This window comes from Halomonas sp. DP3Y7-2 (genome assembly GCF_019800795.1).
GTDB classification, from domain to species: domain Bacteria; phylum Pseudomonadota; class Gammaproteobacteria; order Pseudomonadales; family Halomonadaceae; genus Halomonas; species Halomonas litopenaei_A.
Genome location: NZ_JAHVKJ010000001.1, coordinates 684,200 through 701,439 on the forward strand (window position 1 = coordinate 684,200; position 17,240 = coordinate 701,439).

Below are 17,240 nucleotides of genomic sequence, written 5' to 3' on the forward strand. Positions count from 1 at the left end.
GCAGGGGATGAGGTTTGAGGCAAGCATGAGTGATGAGGGTAGTGGCTCTGGCATGACGACCGTCACCCAGCGACGAGACTGGTGTGCCGTGTTCAGCGTAATGGCAGGTATCTTCCTGCTGGTCACGGCAGAACAGCTGCCTATTGGGTTGCTATCGCAGCTCGCTACGTCGCTGGATGTCAGTGAAGGGCAGGCAGGCCTGATGATTACGGTTCCTGGCGTCGTCGCCGCCTTTGCCGCGCCTTTGCTGCCGGTCGCGGTAGGGCGCCTGGACCGACGCTATCTGCTGACAGGCCTCATGCTGGTCATGACCATCGCCAGCGTGCTCGGCGCGCTGATGGACAGCTTCGCAGGGCTGTTGGCGACTCGCGTGCTCATCGGCTGCTGTATCGGCGGTTTCTGGGCCATTGCCGGTGGTTTGGCCGGCAGGCTGGTCGCGCTGGAGCATGTGCCGAGGGCGATGTCATTCATTTTCAGTGGTGTGGCAGCGGCGACGGTGTTGGGCGTTCCTGCGGGCACCTGGCTTGGGGGTGTCACTGACTGGCGTATTGCCTTTGCCGCCCTGGGTGGGCTGAGCCTGCTGGTGTGTCTCTGTCTATGGCAGCTGCTGCCGTCCTTGCCCGCGCAGAAACCGGTGCGTCTGGTAAGCCTGGGCGGACAGCTGAAACTGCCAGGCGTGTGTATCGGTGCACTCGCAACTGCCCTGATCGTGGTCGGTCACTTCGCCGCCTATACCTTTATCAGCCCCATTTTGCAGCGACTCGGGGGAATCCCATTGAGTGATGTCTCGCGTCTGTTGCTGCTGTTCGGTGCTGCCGGTCTGATGGGCAATTTCATTGCCGGTGGGCTGGCGGGCCGCCAGCCGTATCTGACGGTGCTATTGATTCCTCTGGTGCTGGCTGGGGTGGCGCTGGGCTTTCCGTGGTTTGGCGTCACCGCGACCGGCGCAAGCGCGCTGTTGATGCTGTGGGGGTTTGTGTTCGGTGGCATTTCGGTCAGCCTTCAAACCTGGATACTGCGCTCGGCGACCAATCCGGAAGCGGCCACCGCCATGATGGCCTTCGTCTTCAACCTATCGATTGGTCTTGGCGCCCTGTCCGGCGGGCGGGTGGTCGATAGCTGGGGACTGTCGTCGGTACTCCTGGCAGCGGGTGGCCTGTTCTCCCTCGCCGCTTTGCTGGTGCTGGCGACACCCTCACGCGTGGTGGGCCGTCAGCGATCCTCCCACGGGTGAGGGCGTACAACGGCCTAATCTTGCGTGTTTCTTTTCATCAAGTGTCGAACGTGAGGAATGCTGATGCTTCCATCCTTCGTGCGCCCGTCCTCCTGGCGAGGCTGGCTGTTGCTGGGGATCTTTGGGGTGATCGTGCTGGCCGGTGTGTGGCCCGTGATCGAATGGATCAACCGGGCCGAGTTGGTGCTGGGCGTCCCCGCTATCGTGGCCTGGAGCTATGTGATCTTGCTGTGCTGCGTGCTGGCGATGCTGCTGGGAAATCGTTTGCTTCGAGAGAAAGGAGAGGATGACGGTGAGCACTGAATGGCTGCCGCTTGGTCTGACATTGGGCTATGTTCTGGTGGCGATGGTGATTGGTCTGGGTGGGCATCGTCGCGGATCCCGCTCGGCGTCAACCCTGGAGGAATGGGGAGTCGCCGGGCGCAGCATGGGGCCGGTCACACTGTATCTGTTGATTGCCGCCGGTAGCGTCAGTGCCTACACCTTCATGGGGGCACCGGGTTGGGCCTATGCCAAGGGCATTCCGGTGTTCTATGTGGTGGTCTATCTGGGGTATCTCGCGCTGGTAGCGTGGTACTTCGGGCCCAAGGTATGGGCCTTTGGCGCCCACTTTGGCCACGTTACCCAAGCCAGCGCCATCGCCGATCGCTATCAGAGTCGAGCGCTTGGTGCTCTCGCTGCGCTGGTGATGGCGGTGGGGTCATTGGCCTATGCGGTGCTGCAGACGGTCGGCTCGGCTTACATTCTGCACGTGATGAGTGGCGGCCTGATACCGGTATGGGCGGGGGTTGTGGTCGTCCTTGGCGCCATTGCTGTGTATCTCACCCTGCGTGGTCAGCGTGCCATCGGCCGCACCAATGTGTTTCAGGGGGTGCTGATGTTCGTGGTGGCCTGGATAGTAGGCCTGTGGGCCACCCATGTCTTTACCGGTGGCTGGCAGTTTGCCGATGTCTATCAGCAGGTCCTTGAACAGCGTCCCGAGTACCTGACGCTGCCCGGCGCCGGAGGCGACATGAGTTTTGCCTTCTGGACCACATCGATCATCGTATCCATGCTGTCTTTCATGCCGCCGGTATGGACCCAGTGGATGAGTGCCACTTCAGCGCGCTCCCTGCGTCTCGCTGCCACCTGGCTGCCTAGCTACTACCTGGTGATCCTGCCGTTGGTGACGGTGGGCTTTATCGGCGTATTTGCCCTTCCTGGTCTGGATCGAGCGGACACGGTGGTACTCGAATATGCGATGACGCATCTGCCTGTGGTGCTGGTGGGGCTGTTGGGTGCCGGGACTCTGGCGGCGTCCATGTCGTCTTCGGAGCCCTTTATCCATTCCGTGGCACTGAGCCTGAGTCGCGATGTGATCGCGCCCTGGGCCGGGTGGTCAGATGAGCGGGCGGGGCAATGGGCGAAGCGCCTGGTGGTCGCTCTGATGGCTTTGATCATTGCCCCTCTGGCCATTGCTGAGCCAGGTAGCCTGGTCATGATCCTGCTGATTGGTCTGGGGTTCGCCTCTCAGGTGGTACCGGCATTTATTGGCATGTTCTTCTGGCCCAGAGCGAACGCGCCAGGGGTCATCGCGGGTATCCTCGCCGGGTTTATCGTGACAGTGACCTGCATCACGCTGTGGCCGCATCCGCTGGGTATCCACGCTGGGTTCTGGGGGATGATGATCAATCTGCCGGTGTTCGTCGGCGTGACACTGATGACCTCGCCCACCGACCCGGCGGTGGTCGACCGCTTCTTCCGCCTTGCGGCCCCCTGGTGGACGACGCGTGGCGTGCAGGCAGAAGCGTGATCACGCCTGATGGCGCGTTACCCAGACATGCAAAACCCCCGCCGTTGGCGGGGGTTTTGCTGTGCTTCCACTGTGGTCGACCTGTCGATCAGCGCTCGATGGCAAGCGCCACGCCCTGACCACCGCCGATACACAGGGTGGCCAGGCCTTTCTTGGCGTCACGGGCGATCATCTCGTGGACCAGGCTGACCAGGATACGGCAGCCGGAGGCTCCGATCGGGTGACCGATAGCGATAGCGCCACCGTTGACGTTGATCTTGGAGGTGTCCCAGCCCAGTTCCTTGTTGACGGAAAGTGACTGGGCGGCGAAGGCTTCATTGGACTCGATAAGATCCAGCTCTTCATGGGTCCAGCCGGCCTTTTCCAGACAGCGGCGAGTGGCCGGTGCCGGTCCGATGCCCATGATGGCGGGGTCAACACCAGCGTTGGCGTAGGCCTTGATACGGGCCAGCGGCGTCAATCCGAGTGCTTCTGCCTTGGCAGCGGAACAGAGCATGACGACGGCGGCGCCATCGTTGATGGAGGACGCATTGCCAGCGGTCACGGTGCCATCTTTCTTGAAGGCGGGGCGCATGCCACTAAGCTTTTCCGCGGTGACCTCGCGCGGGTTTTCGTCGGTGTCAAAGACGACCGGGTCACCCTTGCGCTGCGGGATCTCGATAGGGACGATCTGACCCTTGAAGCGGCCTTCCTTTATGGCTGCGGCCGCCTTCTGCTGAGAGGCAGCGGCAAACTCATCCATGTCTTCGCGAGTGATACCGTATTTTTCTGCCAGGTTTTCGGCGGTGATGCCCATGTGGTAGTTGTTGAAGGCGTCCCACAGGCCGTCATTGACCATGGAGTCGACCGCTTTCCAGTCGCCCATGCGCTGGCCGGTGCGCGAATTTGGCAGCACGTGGGGTGCCAGAGACATGTTCTCCTGGCCACCGGCGATGATCACCTCGGCGTCACCCAGCATGATCGCCTGAGCACCCAGGTGCAGCGCCTTGAGGCCGGAACCGCAGACCTTGTTGATGGTCATGGCAGGTACGGCGTCGGGCAGGCCTGCCTTGATCGAGGCTTGGCGTGCTGGATTCTGGCCTACTCCCGCGGTGAGTACTTGCCCCAACAGAACTTCGTCGACCTCTTCCGGCTTGATGCCGGTCTGCGCTATCACGTCCTTGATCACGGCGGCTCCCAGGTCGCTGGCGGGAATGCCGGCGAGCGAGCCTCCGAAGGAACCAACGGCGGTACGACGTGCAGCAACGATCACCACTTCTTGCATGGAGTGTCTCCTGACTTGTAGGGGCTGTCCCGTCAGCATAGGGAGCCTTGTGCAGCGCGGCAATCCCCGGATGCCGGGTTTCTACGGGGGACTTTAGTATAGCTACCGGGTCTGGTTTTGGAGGCGTTGTGGCCAATCGCGCATAGAGGCAAGGCTCCTCTCATCAAGCCAATACGGATGTATGGCGAGGGGAGCCGCCCCGCGGTGACTTACATCGTGGACTTGGCGGCGAGGCGCTCGATGGTGTCGACCAGCTGGTCTGCATGGGTAATACCCACCGCCCCTTCCGGGGTGTCTTCTTCTTCCGGGAAGTGGTTGATGTGAATCACCTGCATTCCTGCCTTAAGGCCTGCTTCGACACCGACGGCGGCATCATCGATGACGACGCAGTGCTCGGGGGATACGCCCATGGCCTCTGCAGCGGCTAGGTAGAGCCCCGGGTCCGGCTTCCATACACCCAGCTCGTAAGCGCTGAAGAGGTGATCGCCGAAGTGCGGGGCCAGTCCGGTGGTTGCCATGGCCAGTCGAATCTTGGCGATAGGGCCGTTGGAGGCTACCGCCTTGGGGTGGTCGGCCAGGGCGTCCAGCGCCTGCGGGATACCCGCTATCGGCACGAGTTCCTGCTCCATGCGCTCGGCCATGTTGGCGCGCAGGCGATCTTCCATGATCTGACGCTGGTCGTCAGCCAGCGAGCCGAAACGTCTTTCCAGCTCCTGCACGATGTCGAGAAAGCGGACGCCGCGAAATTCCTCCATGTACTGTTCGGCGGAAAACGGCAGGCCAAAGGGCGGAAAGGTGTCGGCCATGGCACGCGCCAGCAACGGCTCGCTGTCTACCAGGGTGCCGTCGGAATCGAACAGCAGGCAAAGGGGCGGCTGAGTCTGGGACATGGGTTCCTCATTGATGGAGCGGCGACCGCGTCGACGGTCGCCACCAGGATGGTCAGACAAAATCCGGTGCAATCAGACGGGGTATGGTCAGCACGATGTCGGGGAAGACAATCAGCAGCAAAATGACCGCCAGCATGATCGACAGGTACAGCATGGTCGTGCCAAGCGCCTTGAGCAGGGGAATTCCCCCGATCTTGGCGGATATCATCAAGCACAGTCCATAGGGGGGAGTGATCAGCCCTAGGCCGAGGGCCATGACGGCGATGACGCCGAACTGCACGGGATGAACGCCCGCCTGCATGGCCAGGGGGTGGAAGATTGGTGCCATGATGGCCATTGCCGGCAGTGAGTCCATGAAGGTACCGATGACCAGCATGACCACCGTCATGATGATGAGCAAGGTGATCGGGTCGGTGATGTTGACGCCTTGCATCAGCTTGGGAGGTATCTGGTAGAAGCTGATCAGGTAGCCGAAGATGGCCGCGCCGACGAGGCTGAAGAGCGACAGCGAGCACAGCCGTACCGTGTCGGTGGACGCATCCAGTACTTGGCGGAAGCTGAGCTCCCGATAGACGATGAAGCCCAGGGCCAGGGCGTACAGCACGGCGATCACGGCGGCCTCTGTCGGAGTGACGATACCCAGCGTGATGCCGCCAATGATGACCACCGGGATGCCGGCAGCCAGCAGCCCGTCCTTGCCGGAACTGGCCAGTTGTCGCCAGCTGGCGCGGGGACGCACGGGCACCTGGTAGCGTCGCACATAGCCGACGTTCATCAGCAGCTGTGCGATGCCGATCATCACCCCTGGCAAGATACCACCGAGAAACAGACCCGCAATGGAGGTGTTGGTCAGCGCTCCCCAGACGATCATGTTGATCGACGGGGGAATGATGATGCCCATCACCGATGATGCTGCCGTCACGGCAACGGCAAAGTGAGTGGGGTAGCCCTCTCGCTGCATGGCTGGAATCAGCACGGTGCCGACGCCTGCGCTATCGGCAGTAGACGAACCCGATACGCCGGCAAACAGCATGCTGACCATGACATTGACGTGGGCCAGGGCGCCTTTGACATGACCCACCAGGCGCATGCACAGGGTGATCAGGCGATCCGTGATACGCGCAGCGTTCATCAGATTGCCAGCCAGCAGAAACAGCGGCACGGCGAGCAACACGAAGGAGTCCATGCCGTTGTACATGCGCTGGAACATGACCCAGTAGGTCAGGCGGGGGTCGAGTATCACCATGCCGACCGCCGTCAGTACCAGCGCCATGGCAATCGGCACGCCCACCACAATCAGCACGCCAAGCAGGCCGAACAGCAGCCACGGCAGGATAAAGAGTGCATCCATGGAGATCATGAGGGCCTCCCGTCACTAGCGTCCTGAGAGGGCGTCTCCAAGGTCACCTGGTGACCTTGCTGCGCATCGATGGATTCCTGTACGGGATCCGGAGTGTTCATGGCAGCTTCCATGCTATCGAGGCCGTCGAGTGCGGCACGGAGCAGACGTTCGATGGCGAACAACATGATGAACACGCCGCAGACCATGAAGGTGGCGTAGACGAAGATCATCGACATGCCGGAGGCCGTGGCGCTGCGACGAAGACCCGAGAGGGCGAACTCCTGGCCGTGCACGACGAAGATCGTGCCGACGGCAAGACAGGCAAGATCGCGTATCCAGCGGGTCAGTCGATCGGCGCGGGAACCTCGCGGAAAGGCTTCCAGCACGAAGTGATCCGCATGCAGCACGCCAATGGCGGTGCCGAGCATGATCATCCACTGGAACGCAAACCGGCTGAACTCTTCTGTCCAGTACAGGCGAGGCAGCAAAGGCAGGTTGCGGCTGACGATTTGATAGATGATCAGGGCGATAAAGCCGAACAGCAGGGCCAGCAATACCCAGTGCAGCAGTTTCTCCAGGGCGCGATTGATGCGCGCAAGAAGATCCAGGAAGAGCCTCATGGCTTCATCCTCTTGAGACGGTGGGCACCGGGGCAGGCCCCGGTGCTTGAAGGATCATTACTCGGCGTTGACGATCATCTGGTGGAGCTCGCTCAGCCCCATTTCGTCAATCACTTCGGCGAGCGGTTCACGTACGATCTGCTGCATCTGCTCGCGGTCGAGCTCATGCAGGGTGGCCCCTTCTTCCACCAGCAGCTCAAGTGCTTCGGCATCTTGTTCGAGCTGCACGCCGCGGGCGTAGCTGGCGGCCTGGCTGGCGGCTGCCATGACCGCTTCCTGCTGGGCATCGTCCAGCCGGTCCCAGGTCAGTTCCGACATGGTCAGCAAGCGCACGGTGATGTCATGCTCGGACAGACCGATATGGGGCGCTACCTCGTGGAAGCGCATGCGGTGGATCCACTCGGCTTCATTGAGCAGGCCATCAATGGCACCCAGTTGCAGACCGGTGTAGATCTCTTTCCATGCCATGACGGTCGGGTCTGTCCCCAGCGCCGACCAGGCGGTGATGAGGGGCTTGGTAGGATTGGTGCGCAGTTTCATGCCATCGAGATCATCGAGACTTTCCAGCGGCCGGCTGGAGACGATCTGGCGCTTGCCGCCACCAAAGAACGCCAGCACTTTCACGCCGGTTTCGGCGGTGATCTGGTCGGCGATTTCCCGGCCCACGTCGCCGTCCAGGACGGTCTGCCAGTGCTCCTGATCGCGATACAGGAAGGGAATGGAGAAGACATTGGCCGTGTCAGAGAAGTCGGTGATCAAGCCGGGGTTGACGATGGACATATCCAGGGCGCCAGCCATCAGCTGCTCAAACATCTCGGTCTCGTGGCCAAGCACGGAATTTCCCATGATCTGGACGCCAAGATCGACGTCCTGCTCTTCCAGCAGTTCCTTGAACCGGGTGGCGCCAAGGTGATAGGCGGTGTCTTCCGTGCCGCCATGACCAAAGCGCAGGTCGTAGGCGTGAACCGGGGCAGTAAGACTCAGTCCTGCGACCAGCGTGGCGCCGGCCAGCAGGCTCTGGCCGAGGCGAGTCAGGGTAGTGCGGCGGGAGGGGGCGAGGGCGTGTGCCATGATTACCTCATTTATTGTGGTATGTACCTGGGGTGTTACAGGTGGAGCCGGTGAAACGGGCGACCTGCCGAAGCTGTCGCCCGGCGTCTATCCGTCGTTCAGATCGTCTGCATTGACCGGACTCAGTGGGCGTTGGCCGCTGAGCGCCAGCCGAATATTGTCGATAGCGCGCTGTGCCATGGCCGTGCGGGTTTCGTGAGTGGCGGAGCCAATGTGGGGCAGCGCCACCACGTTGGCCATGTGCGGCAACGGAGAGTCGGCGGGCAAGGGTTCCTTCTCGAATACGTCGAGACCGGCTGCATGCAGGGTGCCGTCCTTGAGCGCTGCAATCATGGCGGCTTCATCGACCACCTTGCCCCGGGCCACGTTGACGAAGATCGCTCCGGCCTTCATGCGGGCGAACTCGGCGGCGCCGATCAGCTTTTCCGTTTCTTCGGTCAGTGGCACCGTGACACAGACGATGTCCGCTTCTTCCAGCAATTGATCGAGCTCTCGGTGCTGTGCACCCAGTTCTGCGTCCAGTGCCGGCTTGGGCGAGGCCTTGGCGTAGAGAATCTTCATGCCGAAGCCCAGCGCACCGCGACGGGCGATGGCGGCACCGATACGCCCCATGCCGACCATGCCTAAGGTCTTGCCGTGCACGTCGGTGCCGAAGTGAGATTTGCCGATGCTTTCTGTCCACTTGCCTTGTTTGATCAGCTCGGCCAGCTCGATGGCGCGCCGGGCGGTACTCATGATCAACAAGAAGCCGGTGTCGGCGGTGGTCTCGGTCAGCACATCCGGCGTGTTACACAGCAAGATGCCGCGACGGGTCAGCTCCTCGACAGGGTAATTGTCATAGCCCACCGAGATACTGGCGATGGCCTCGAGCTGCGGGGCCTGATCGAGCAGGGCTGGAGTGATCTTGAGGCTGGCGCCGACCAGTCCGTGGGCCCGTGACAGGGCGTCCATGAACTCAGGGTCATCGGCATGGGTCACGTGAGGCAGGTAGTCGACCTCGAAGTCAGCGCGAAGGCTGTCGAGCTGATCGGCGCTGATCTCGCGAAACACCAGAATACGTCGGGTCATGGGGGACTCTCTTGTCGTTGTCGCGGTTGTTGTTACTGTCGTGGTCGGATAGCGGTCGGATCGTGGCTGCCAGTGGGGGTGTTGCCGCGAGGATGTCCCTGGCGGCAACGCCACGGCTCAGGCAGGCAGCGCGGCTTCCAGCTGGCCCAGCCGAGCACGACTCGGCAAGCCTTCCATGTCGCCCAGGACTTGCACCTGCGCGGCACCGATCAGGTTGGCGCGCTTGAGCGCCTCACGGGGGGCCAGGCCGTCCAGCATGGCGCTGACGAAACCTACCGCGAAGCCGTCGCCAGCACCGACCGTATCCACCACCTTGGCGACCGGCACGCCGGGTACGGTGAAAGCCTCATCCTGACCTGTGAGACGGCCGCGGTAGAAACTGCCTTCAGGCCCCAGCTTGATCACCACCGCCTCGGCACCCTGGTCCAGGTAGAAGCCTGCGATGTCATGGGCCGTGTCTTGGCCGGTCAACAACCTGCCCTCGGCAAGGCCAGGCAAGACCCAGTTGGCATGGGCAGCAAGCTCATTGAGGGTGGTGCGCATCTGCTGCTCGCTGGCCCACAGGGTGGGGCGGAGGTTGGGGTCGAACGATACGCTGACCCCGTGCTGGCGGGCCTGGCCCAGTAGATGGCGCGATAGCTCCAGACAACTCGCCGATACGGCGGGCGTGATGCCGGTTGCATGGAGGTGCCGCAGCGATGGAATGTCGATCTGGGCTGCGTCCGCCACCGACATCTGGCTGGCGGCGCTGTTCTTGCGCAGGTACTCGACCCTCGGGTCGGCGCCTCCCTCGGCGCGTTCCTTGAACACCAGGCCGGTGGCATGGTCCGGGTCGGTGGTCAGATAGCGGCAGTCGAGACCTTCTTTTTCCAGCGTCGAGCGCAGATAGCGACCAAAGCTGTCGTTGCCGACACGACTCATCCAGCCGACGTTGAACCCCAGTCTCGACAGGCCGATGGCGACGTTGGTATCGGCCCCCGCGCAGCCGCGTGAGAAGCTTTCGACGTCGGCCAGATCGCCAGGCACGTCGGCAACGAACAGGGCCATGGCCTCGCCGAAGGAGAGAATGTCGGGAGTATCGTGGTTCATGATGGAATCTCGGGTGATGAAGAGGTGGCCAGTGGCCGCTGGGTCGATCCTCTCGGAACAAGGGTAGGGGCGAACATGTGGCGACGCGCTGCCGTCGCCTGATGGCTGCTGCGCTGCTTCAGACAGTCAACAGCAGCCTGGCCGATCAGGTCGGTAGGCTGCTCCAGCGTGGTGATGCCGGGATCGGTCAGGTCGCACCACTCTAGCTCGTCGATACCCATCAACCCGATCTCTCCCAGGGGGTAGCCGAGGTATTTCATCCGTCGTGCCACGGCCAGGGTGACCTGGCCGTTGGCACAGAGAACGGCGCAGGACGGATGAGGGTGATCCACATGACGGGCAAGCGCCGCGTCCAGCGCCTGGTGGTCTTTCAGCTCGAGCGCCAGCGTCTGTGCATCGAGAGCGCGTGCACGACATTGCGTCTCAAAACGCTCCAGGCGGGCCTGGCGTGAGCTCGCCTGAGCTGGGGGCTCAGACACAAACAGCAGGCGGGTGTAACCCTGCTCGACCAAATGGTCGATGGCCATATCGATGGCGGTGGCGTTATCCAGGCCCACCTCATCGACATCGACTCCCTTGAGCGAACGGTCCAGCAGCACCATCGGAGTTCCGCTCGCCGCCAGCTGTGCGAGCGCATCGCTGTGGCGGCCCGCCGCATTCACCACCAGCCCTTCGATACGATAGGAGGACAGTAACGCCAGCTGCTGGCGCTCCTGATCAAGGTCGTTGTCGCTGTTGCATAGCATGAGCGACAGCCCGGCCTGTCGGCAGGCCTTTTCCACGCCGTGCATGATGGCGACGGAGTACGGATTGTGGATATCGGCAACCAGCATGCCGATCAAGCCTGAGGGACCTCCTTTGAGTCCTCTGGCCATGGGGTTCGGTTGATAGCCCAAGGCCGTTGCCGCCGCCACGATACGCTCCTGCATGGCCGTAGACAGGCGCTCGCGCTCACCGCTGTAGTAGCGGGACACACTGGTCTTGGAGACCCCGGCTTCGCGGGCAACTTCCAGAATCGTGGCGCGGTGTTGTCGTTGGTTCATGCTCTGGCAGAGTCTCAGGCGGGGTTGATGGCGCGAAAAGATATGGGTTCAAGAGGTATCCATGGCGGCGGCGTCACGCCACTCTGGGTCAAAATGGGAACGTTCCCATATGGTGCAAAGCTTAGGCGTCAAGGCGGGCGTCGGGCAAGGAGTCAGGGCTTAGACAAAGGTCGGGTGTGACGCGCATCAATGAAAAGGCCCGGCAGCCAGCCGGGCCATGAAAAGCAGAAGTGAGCGAGCTTAGGGCAGCGTTGAAGTCATCAGCCGAGCGGCCCAAGGCGACCGCCGCGCAGATCCGAAGCCTATGCGGTATAGCTGAGAAGTTCGAGCAGCGCGCAACCCAATGAATCGTGGTCGCAGGCCTTTATGCGGTGTTTTCTTAGCCGCTGGATATCATCGAGTGGCGGTTGCGGTCGCGCTGGAGGCGGCCGATGACGGTGGGCAGTTGAAACATGCTGGTGATCATGTGGGCGCCCTCAGGGGTCTCCTCTGCATCGGCAAAGCGATTGAGGTGTATCACCGTCATGCCGGCGGCTAGGGCCGCCTGGACACCAACGATGGCATCGTCGATGGCCACGCAGTCCTCGGCGGCGAAACCCATGATGCTTGCCGCGTGAAGATACAGGCAGGGATCAGGCTTCCAGCAATTGGCGGTGTAGCCGCTGAAGAGCCGGTTGCCAAAGACCTCCGTCAAGCCGACGGTAGCCAGGGACGTGCGGACCTTGTTTTCAGGCCCATTCGAGACCACGCCCATGGAGTAGTGGGATAGCGCAGCCAGCGCTTCGGTGGCGCCGGCAATTGGCGTCAGGTCGGTAGCCAGTCGGCGGTTGAGGTTGGCACGCATGCTGGCTTCGAGAGACTCTAAATGGTCGGGGTCGACACGGCCATGCTGAGCCTCGAGCGCCGCTACGATATTGCGAAACCGCGCCCCGCGAAAATCGCCCATGTAATCTTCGGCCCTGAAGGGAAGGCCGGCTGCAGTCAGGCTGACGGCCATTTCTGCCGCCAGCAGTGGCTCGCTGTCTACCAGCGTGCCGTCACAGTCAAATAGAAGGCATAGAGGGCGGGGCATGGGAGCGACCTCGCGAGTCGTGCAATAGCGTTATCGAACAGTGTTGCAGATTTCCGCGGAGTCTGCCTGTGTTCGTAGGCGAAAACCATAATTTTTGAACACTGTTTTCTCACGCTGCGCATTGTGCACTATTGCGGTGCATGAATGACCGGTTTGAGGGGAGGGGGCGGTCTTGGCTATGCTGATTTGGCGTGATGTTCGACATCTCACATTCGGGGAAGGAGTACCCGTTTGATTTGCCCGCCAGTGAAGCGGGCATCGTCAAAGTTCAAGGAGGTAAATGTGAAGGAAGAGACACTGTGGTCCATTGTCGGATCCGTCGCCGCGGTAGGGGCCAGCCTGATGTCGAGACAGGCAGCCGAGAAGACGTATCGCAAGGTGGCGGATGCCGAGCCGCCGGATAATCCTGAGCGGGACGACGTGCGCTGGCGAGACGCGCTGCTTTGGGGCGCTGCCACGGGAGTCCTGGTGGGCGTAGCGCGGGTAGTCGGGCGCAGCGCCGGCAACAAGGCCCTCGCTCAGCGCCGGCGCTCGCGGCACCGTCTGCCTCGACCCGGCAAGTAGACGTTTCGCGGGTGTGGCTGTGTGTCTGGCGCTCAGGGCGCCAGACACCTCCATGATGCCTGGCGGTGCCCCTCATGACGTGACCTTCCTCTGGGCCTGGCCCACCAGCTCCACCGCTTTCGCGCCGCGCATGCAAAAGCCTTGGGCGATGGCGGCTGTCCCAGCCCAAGCCCCAGCCCAAGCCCCAGCCCCAAGTCTCCCGGGAGGCGGATAACGCATCATCCGCAGAGACGTTCCGGGTGAGCCCTTATTTTCCTGTCTCAGTAGCGCTTGCCCGGGTCGATGCCCCTGTCAGTCAATGGCCTCCCCTCCTGAGAGCCCTCGCTCGTCACTGCGCTGTAGTGCGCCATGTCTATCGCTTGGGCACAGCTATGTCTCAGGGGAAATGATGAGATGTGTTTCACTCGCGGAGAGCTCCAGCGTCCGGCAAGAAGGGCGTGCCTTCGAGTTGCCCTGAACGAATGCGCCCCCCGCCGTAGGGTCAAGATCGTGTCATGACCTAGACGGCTGGCACCGCGCGCTTCCCCGAGTGGACGAGATCATTTATCGACATGAGTAGAAAGACATGAGTAGACGAGGGCCGCGACGATGACGCCGCTTTGGAAGGCATACCGGTTCGTGCGCCGCGAAAAACGCACTGCCGAGGCGGCCTTGTCTCGGGAGGCGTTGATCGACGTGCTGGACCGTGCCCGGGACCGGGGAATCTCTCTGAACCCGCGACCCTCCGCCGGCATGACGGCGCTAGGCTTGCTGTGCTTGTTGCTCGGGACGTTGGGCTTTGTCATTACGCTGGCGGGGGGGCTTTCCTGGCCGTGGCTGTTGCCCCTGGCGGTGATCGGGGTGGCTCTGCTTGGGTTTGACTTCCATGCCACCGAAAATGTCGCCGCCTTTCTGCGTCAGCTGGTGCAGCGCGCGGCAGAGCTGGACTTTCGCCTGGCCGAGCCGGACGTGGATCTTGGCGCCATGCTGGCGACGCTGCGCGGCAAGATCACCGATTTTCAGCGGACATACTCAGACAATGGCGAGCTGCTCTATTGTCGCAAGGCGATCGATGAGCGTGTTGCGGGTGAGTACTGGGTTTACCGGTTTGCCTATGACGAGGGTACGGACAAGGACCGCCGCACCTACTATCGCAATGGTTTGATCTGCGATCTGCAACATGTCGCGGCGGTGGATCTTTGCAACCTGCGAGAGGGGAAATGGCGCCCGCTGCACCATGGCAGTACAGGTGAGGTGTGGGGAGAAGGTGACTTCGCCCGTTACTTCGTCGCCTGTACGGAAGAGAGCGAGGCACTGGCGGCGTTTCTCTCCGGCGATGTGATCGATACGCTGGTGCGGCTGGCGCGAAGCCTGCCGGACCTCAATGTGCAGGTGACACGGGATCACTTGCTGTGTCTGTCTTGGTCGGGAGAAGACCCCTATGCGCGTCTGTTCGAGCCTGTCGCCGCCAATGGTCCGTCCCTGGCGCCCTTCACCGCCAGCCATGCACCGGGTGAGGATCCCGATGAAGTCTATCGGTCTCTGGAGCGCCGACTGCGTGCTCCGCGCCAGCTGACAGCGCTGGAGCCGGTGTTGGACGCCATTGCGGATATTCGTGCAGACCTGTCACTCGCCACGCACAGAGCGGACAGCAACATTCCGTTGAGGCGGCGCCTGGAAGACGCTACCGACTAAGCCACAGGATGATGGCTGTGGGCTGCGGATCAGTAAGGTACCGTCTGCGCTCTGATGAGTCAGCGCCTGCCCCGCAGCCGATACTACAACGCCCTCGCCTCCTTGGGAGGCGAGGGCGTATCGATCCAGCGGGCTGCTCGCGGTGGTGTTACTTCACCTTGGGGTCCAGCTCTCCGCGGGCATAACGCTCGAACATGTCGTCCAGGCTGATCGGCTTGATCTTGCTGGCATTGCCGGCAGTGCCGAAGGCCTCATAGCGGGCGATGCAGATATCCTTCATGGCCGTCACGGTCAGCTTGAGGAACTTGCGCGGATCGAACTCTGCCGGGTTTTCAGCCAGGAAGCGGCGCACGGCACCCGTGGAGGCGAGACGCAGGTCGGTATCGATGTTGACCTTGCGCACACCGTGCTTGATGCCTTCGACAATTTCCTCAACCGGTACACCGTAGGTCTCGGGAATCGCCCCGCCGTGGGCGTTGATGACCTGGAGCCATTCCTGGGGCACGCTGGAAGAGCCATGCATGACCAGGTGGGTGTCCGGAATACGCTCGTGGATTTCCTTGATGCGCTGGATTGACAGCGTGTCGCCGGTCGGCGGGCGAGTGAACTTGTAGGCACCGTGGCTGGTGCCGATGGCGATTGCCAGGGCATCGACACCGGTGGACTTGACGAAGTCAGCCGCTTCTTCCGGATCCGTCAGCAGTTGGTCATGGCTGAGCTTGCCTTCCGCGCCGATACCGTCTTCTTCGCCGGCCATGCCGGTTTCCAGGCTGCCCAGGCAACCCAGCTCGCCTTCCACGGACACGCCGCAGGCATGGGCCATATCGACCGTACGGCGAGTGACGTCGACGTTGTAGGCGTAGTCGGTAGGCGTCTTGCCATCTTCGCCGAGTGAGCCGTCCATCATGACGGAAGAGAAACCGAGCTGGATGGAGCGTTGGCACACCGCAGGACTGGTGCCGTGATCCTGGTGCATGACCACCGGGATATGCGGAAACTCTTCAACGGCGGCGAGGATCAGGTGGCGCAGGAAGGGAGCGCCGGCGTATTTACGCGCCCCTGCGGAGGCCTGCAGGATGACCGGTGAGTCGGTGGCATCGGCCGCTTCCATAATGGCGCGGACTTGCTCAAGGTTGTTGACGTTGAAGGCCGGGACGCCGTAGCCGTGTTCGGCGGCGTGATCCAGCAGTTGGCGCATGCTGACGAGTGCCATGGAGATACCTGAGTCTATTAGGGGTAAGGGGCGTGCCGCAGGCACGCCCATGACGTAATCGGGTGGTTAGGCGTCAGTGGCCTGACGTGCCGCTGCTTCCAGGGCAGCGACCGCGGGCAGTTCCTTGCCTTCGACATACTCAAGGAAAGCGCCGCCACCGGTAGAGATGTAGGACACCTGGTCGGCGATGCCGTACTTGTCGATGGCGGCCAGGGTGTCACCACCGCCGGCGATGGAAAAACCGTCGCTCTGGGCAATCGCGTGGGACAGGGCCTCGGTGCCACCGCCGAATTGGTCGATCTCGAACACGCCCACTGGGCCGTTCCACAGGATCGTGCCGGCGCTTTTCAGCATATCGCCCAGGCGCGCGGCGCTCTCTGGACCAATGTCCAGAATCATTTCATTGTCCGCAACCTGGTCGACTGGCTTGGTGACCGCCTCTGCCGAGTCGGAAAACTCGGTCGCCACGACCACATCGGTAGGCAGCGGGATCTCGACCTTGGCCATCAAGGCCTTGGCTTTGCCCACCAGATCGGCTTCGTACAGCGACTTGCCGACGTTATGTCCCGCCGCTGCGATGAAGGTATTGGCGATGCCTCCGCCAACGATCAGTTGATCGCACTTCTCGGACAGGGCGTTGAGCACCTCAAGCTTGGTGGAAACCTTGGAGCCACCGACAATGGCCGTCATCGGCCGTCTGGGCGTGGCCAGGGCTTTTTCCAGGGCGTCGAGTTCGGCGGCGAGCAGCGGGCCGGCGCAGGCAGTGGGAGCAAAGCGCGCGACGCCGTGGGTCGATGCCTGGGCGCGGTGGGCGGTGCCGAATGCATCCATCACGAACACGTCGCAGAGTGACGCATAGCGCTGGGCCAGGGCATCGTCGTCCTTTTTCTCACCCTTGTTGAAGCGCACGTTCTCGAGCAGTACAACGTCGCCGTCTTCCAGTTCCGGGGCCTGGTCCAGATAGTCGGTGACCAGTCGTACCGGACAGTCCAACAGGTCGCCCAGGTAGGCGGCCACCGGTGCAAGCGTGAACTCATCGGCGGGCTCACCTTCGGTGGGGCGCCCCAGGTGGCTCATCAGCAGGACCTTGGCGCCAGCATCCCGGGCGGCCTTGATCGTCGGCAGACTGGCGCGCAGTCGGGCATCACTGGTCACCTGACCATGCTTGACGGGTACGTTGAGGTCTTCACGAATCAGCACCCGCTGACCCTTGAGGTCGAGATCGGTCATCTTGCGCACGTTCATGTCGGCAGATCCTCGTCTGAACGGTCTGAGAGAGACATCGAGTAGGAAAGAATGGCCAG

Annotated in this window: 16 protein-coding genes; 5 read left to right on the top strand and 11 right to left on the bottom strand. The window is 62.2% G+C overall.

Annotated elements, in window-relative coordinates; all coding sequences use genetic code 11:
- The first annotated feature begins 25 nt into the window (after window positions 1-25).
- From KUV45_RS03030 to KUV45_RS03040, 3 genes are all read left to right on the top strand, one after another.
- Window positions 26-1,234 carry an MFS transporter gene (locus KUV45_RS03030; protein ID WP_224851887.1) on the top strand — a complete coding sequence of 403 codons (1,209 nt, stop codon included), beginning with the start codon at window positions 26-28 and terminating at the stop codon, window positions 1,232-1,234.
- Between the two features lie 63 nt (window positions 1,235-1,297).
- Window positions 1,298-1,537 carry a hypothetical protein gene (locus tag KUV45_RS03035; RefSeq protein WP_206942497.1) on the top strand — a complete coding sequence of 80 codons (240 nt, stop codon included), beginning with the start codon at window positions 1,298-1,300 and terminating at the stop codon, window positions 1,535-1,537.
- Entirely contained in the window at window positions 1,527-3,026 is a 1,500-nt protein-coding gene (locus KUV45_RS03040; protein ID WP_222162141.1) for a sodium:solute symporter, read from the top strand. Before KUV45_RS03035 ends, KUV45_RS03040 begins: the two co-directional genes overlap by 11 nt.
- A gap of 88 nt (window positions 3,027-3,114) precedes the next feature.
- Here KUV45_RS03040 and KUV45_RS03045 read toward each other — a convergent pair whose 3' ends face one another.
- The 9 genes from KUV45_RS03045 to KUV45_RS03085 all read right to left on the bottom strand — a co-directional run bounded on the left by KUV45_RS03045 (window position 3,115) and on the right by KUV45_RS03085 (window position 12,485).
- Window positions 3,115-4,290, bottom strand: a complete 1,176-nt coding sequence (locus KUV45_RS03045; protein WP_222162140.1) for an acetyl-CoA C-acetyltransferase — start codon at window positions 4,288-4,290, stop codon at window positions 3,115-3,117.
- Window positions 4,291-4,499: 209 nt separating this feature from the next.
- On the bottom strand, window positions 4,500-5,180 hold the full coding sequence (locus KUV45_RS03050; RefSeq protein ID WP_222162139.1) for an HAD-IA family hydrolase: 681 nt from the start codon (window positions 5,178-5,180) through the stop codon (window positions 4,500-4,502).
- 52 nt (window positions 5,181-5,232) lie between these two features.
- Window positions 5,233-6,540: a TRAP transporter large permease gene (locus tag KUV45_RS03055; RefSeq protein WP_222162138.1), complete on the bottom strand. Its 1,308-nt coding sequence runs from the start codon at window positions 6,538-6,540 to the stop codon at window positions 5,233-5,235.
- A complete protein-coding gene (locus KUV45_RS03060) occupies window positions 6,537-7,142 on the bottom strand; it encodes a TRAP transporter small permease (RefSeq protein ID WP_222162137.1) in 606 nt (201 codons plus the stop codon). Before KUV45_RS03060 ends, KUV45_RS03055 begins: the two co-directional genes overlap by 4 nt.
- A gap of 57 nt (window positions 7,143-7,199) precedes the next feature.
- Window positions 7,200-8,213, bottom strand: coding sequence for a TRAP transporter substrate-binding protein (locus KUV45_RS03065; RefSeq protein ID WP_206942506.1), 1,014 nt, complete (start codon window positions 8,211-8,213; stop codon window positions 7,200-7,202).
- Between the two features lie 87 nt (window positions 8,214-8,300).
- The gene (locus tag KUV45_RS03070) at window positions 8,301-9,281 is read right to left on the bottom strand and encodes a D-glycerate dehydrogenase (protein WP_206942507.1); all 981 of its coding nucleotides are present in this window, start codon (window positions 9,279-9,281) and stop codon (window positions 8,301-8,303) included.
- Window positions 9,282-9,398: 117 nt separating this feature from the next.
- A complete protein-coding gene (locus KUV45_RS03075) occupies window positions 9,399-10,370 on the bottom strand; it encodes a sugar kinase (protein ID WP_222162136.1) in 972 nt (323 codons plus the stop codon).
- Window positions 10,367-11,413, bottom strand: coding sequence for a LacI family DNA-binding transcriptional regulator (locus KUV45_RS03080; protein WP_206942509.1), 1,047 nt, complete (start codon window positions 11,411-11,413; stop codon window positions 10,367-10,369). The genes KUV45_RS03075 and KUV45_RS03080 overlap by 4 nt, the downstream gene beginning before the upstream one ends.
- A gap of 379 nt (window positions 11,414-11,792) precedes the next feature.
- Entirely contained in the window at window positions 11,793-12,485 is a 693-nt protein-coding gene (locus KUV45_RS03085) for an HAD family phosphatase (protein ID WP_222162135.1), read from the bottom strand.
- 282 nt (window positions 12,486-12,767) lie between these two features.
- On the opposite strand from KUV45_RS03085, the gene KUV45_RS03090 reads away from it, so the two are divergent.
- Together KUV45_RS03090 and KUV45_RS03095 are read left to right on the top strand one after the other, a co-directional pair.
- Window positions 12,768-13,049, top strand: coding sequence for a DUF4235 domain-containing protein (locus KUV45_RS03090; RefSeq protein ID WP_222162134.1), 282 nt, complete (start codon window positions 12,768-12,770; stop codon window positions 13,047-13,049).
- Between the two features lie 588 nt (window positions 13,050-13,637).
- Window positions 13,638-14,723, top strand: a complete 1,086-nt coding sequence (locus KUV45_RS03095) for a hypothetical protein (RefSeq protein WP_222162133.1) — start codon at window positions 13,638-13,640, stop codon at window positions 14,721-14,723.
- Between the two features lie 148 nt (window positions 14,724-14,871).
- On the opposite strand, the gene fba is transcribed toward KUV45_RS03095, so the two are convergent.
- The gene (gene fba / locus KUV45_RS03100; RefSeq protein ID WP_206942515.1) at window positions 14,872-15,936 is read right to left on the bottom strand and encodes a class II fructose-bisphosphate aldolase; all 1,065 of its coding nucleotides are present in this window, start codon (window positions 15,934-15,936) and stop codon (window positions 14,872-14,874) included.
- 66 nt (window positions 15,937-16,002) lie between these two features.
- Window positions 16,003-17,181 (bottom strand): phosphoglycerate kinase, encoded by a 1,179-nt coding sequence (locus tag KUV45_RS03105; RefSeq protein ID WP_206942517.1) that lies wholly within the window; start codon window positions 17,179-17,181, stop codon window positions 16,003-16,005.
- Window positions 17,182-17,240 lie beyond the last annotated feature (59 nt).

Coding starts and splice junctions, on each gene's coding strand:
- KUV45_RS03030 (WP_224851887.1), top strand. CDS start 26: ATGAGTGATGAGGGTAGTGGCTCTGGCATGACGACCGTCACCCAGCGA.
- KUV45_RS03035 (WP_206942497.1), top strand. CDS start 1,298: ATGCTTCCATCCTTCGTGCGCCCGTCCTCCTGGCGAGGCTGGCTGTTG.
- KUV45_RS03045 (WP_222162140.1), bottom strand. CDS start 4,290: ATGCAAGAAGTGGTGATCGTTGCTGCACGTCGTACCGCCGTTGGTTCC.
- KUV45_RS03050 (WP_222162139.1), bottom strand. CDS start 5,180: ATGTCCCAGACTCAGCCGCCCCTTTGCCTGCTGTTCGATTCCGACGGC.
- KUV45_RS03055 (WP_222162138.1), bottom strand. CDS start 6,540: ATGATCTCCATGGATGCACTCTTTATCCTGCCGTGGCTGCTGTTCGGC.
- KUV45_RS03060 (WP_222162137.1), bottom strand. CDS start 7,142: ATGAGGCTCTTCCTGGATCTTCTTGCGCGCATCAATCGCGCCCTGGAG.
- KUV45_RS03065 (WP_206942506.1), bottom strand. CDS start 8,213: ATGGCACACGCCCTCGCCCCCTCCCGCCGCACTACCCTGACTCGCCTC.
- KUV45_RS03070 (WP_206942507.1), bottom strand. CDS start 9,281: ATGACCCGACGTATTCTGGTGTTTCGCGAGATCAGCGCCGATCAGCTC.
- KUV45_RS03075 (WP_222162136.1), bottom strand. CDS start 10,370: ATGAACCACGATACTCCCGACATTCTCTCCTTCGGCGAGGCCATGGCC.
- KUV45_RS03080 (WP_206942509.1), bottom strand. CDS start 11,413: ATGAACCAACGACAACACCGCGCCACGATTCTGGAAGTTGCCCGCGAA.
- KUV45_RS03085 (WP_222162135.1), bottom strand. CDS start 12,485: ATGCCCCGCCCTCTATGCCTTCTATTTGACTGTGACGGCACGCTGGTA.
- KUV45_RS03095 (WP_222162133.1), top strand. CDS start 13,638: ATGACGCCGCTTTGGAAGGCATACCGGTTCGTGCGCCGCGAAAAACGC.
- fba (WP_206942515.1), bottom strand. CDS start 15,936: ATGGCACTCGTCAGCATGCGCCAACTGCTGGATCACGCCGCCGAACAC.
- KUV45_RS03105 (WP_206942517.1), bottom strand. CDS start 17,181: ATGAACGTGCGCAAGATGACCGATCTCGACCTCAAGGGTCAGCGGGTG.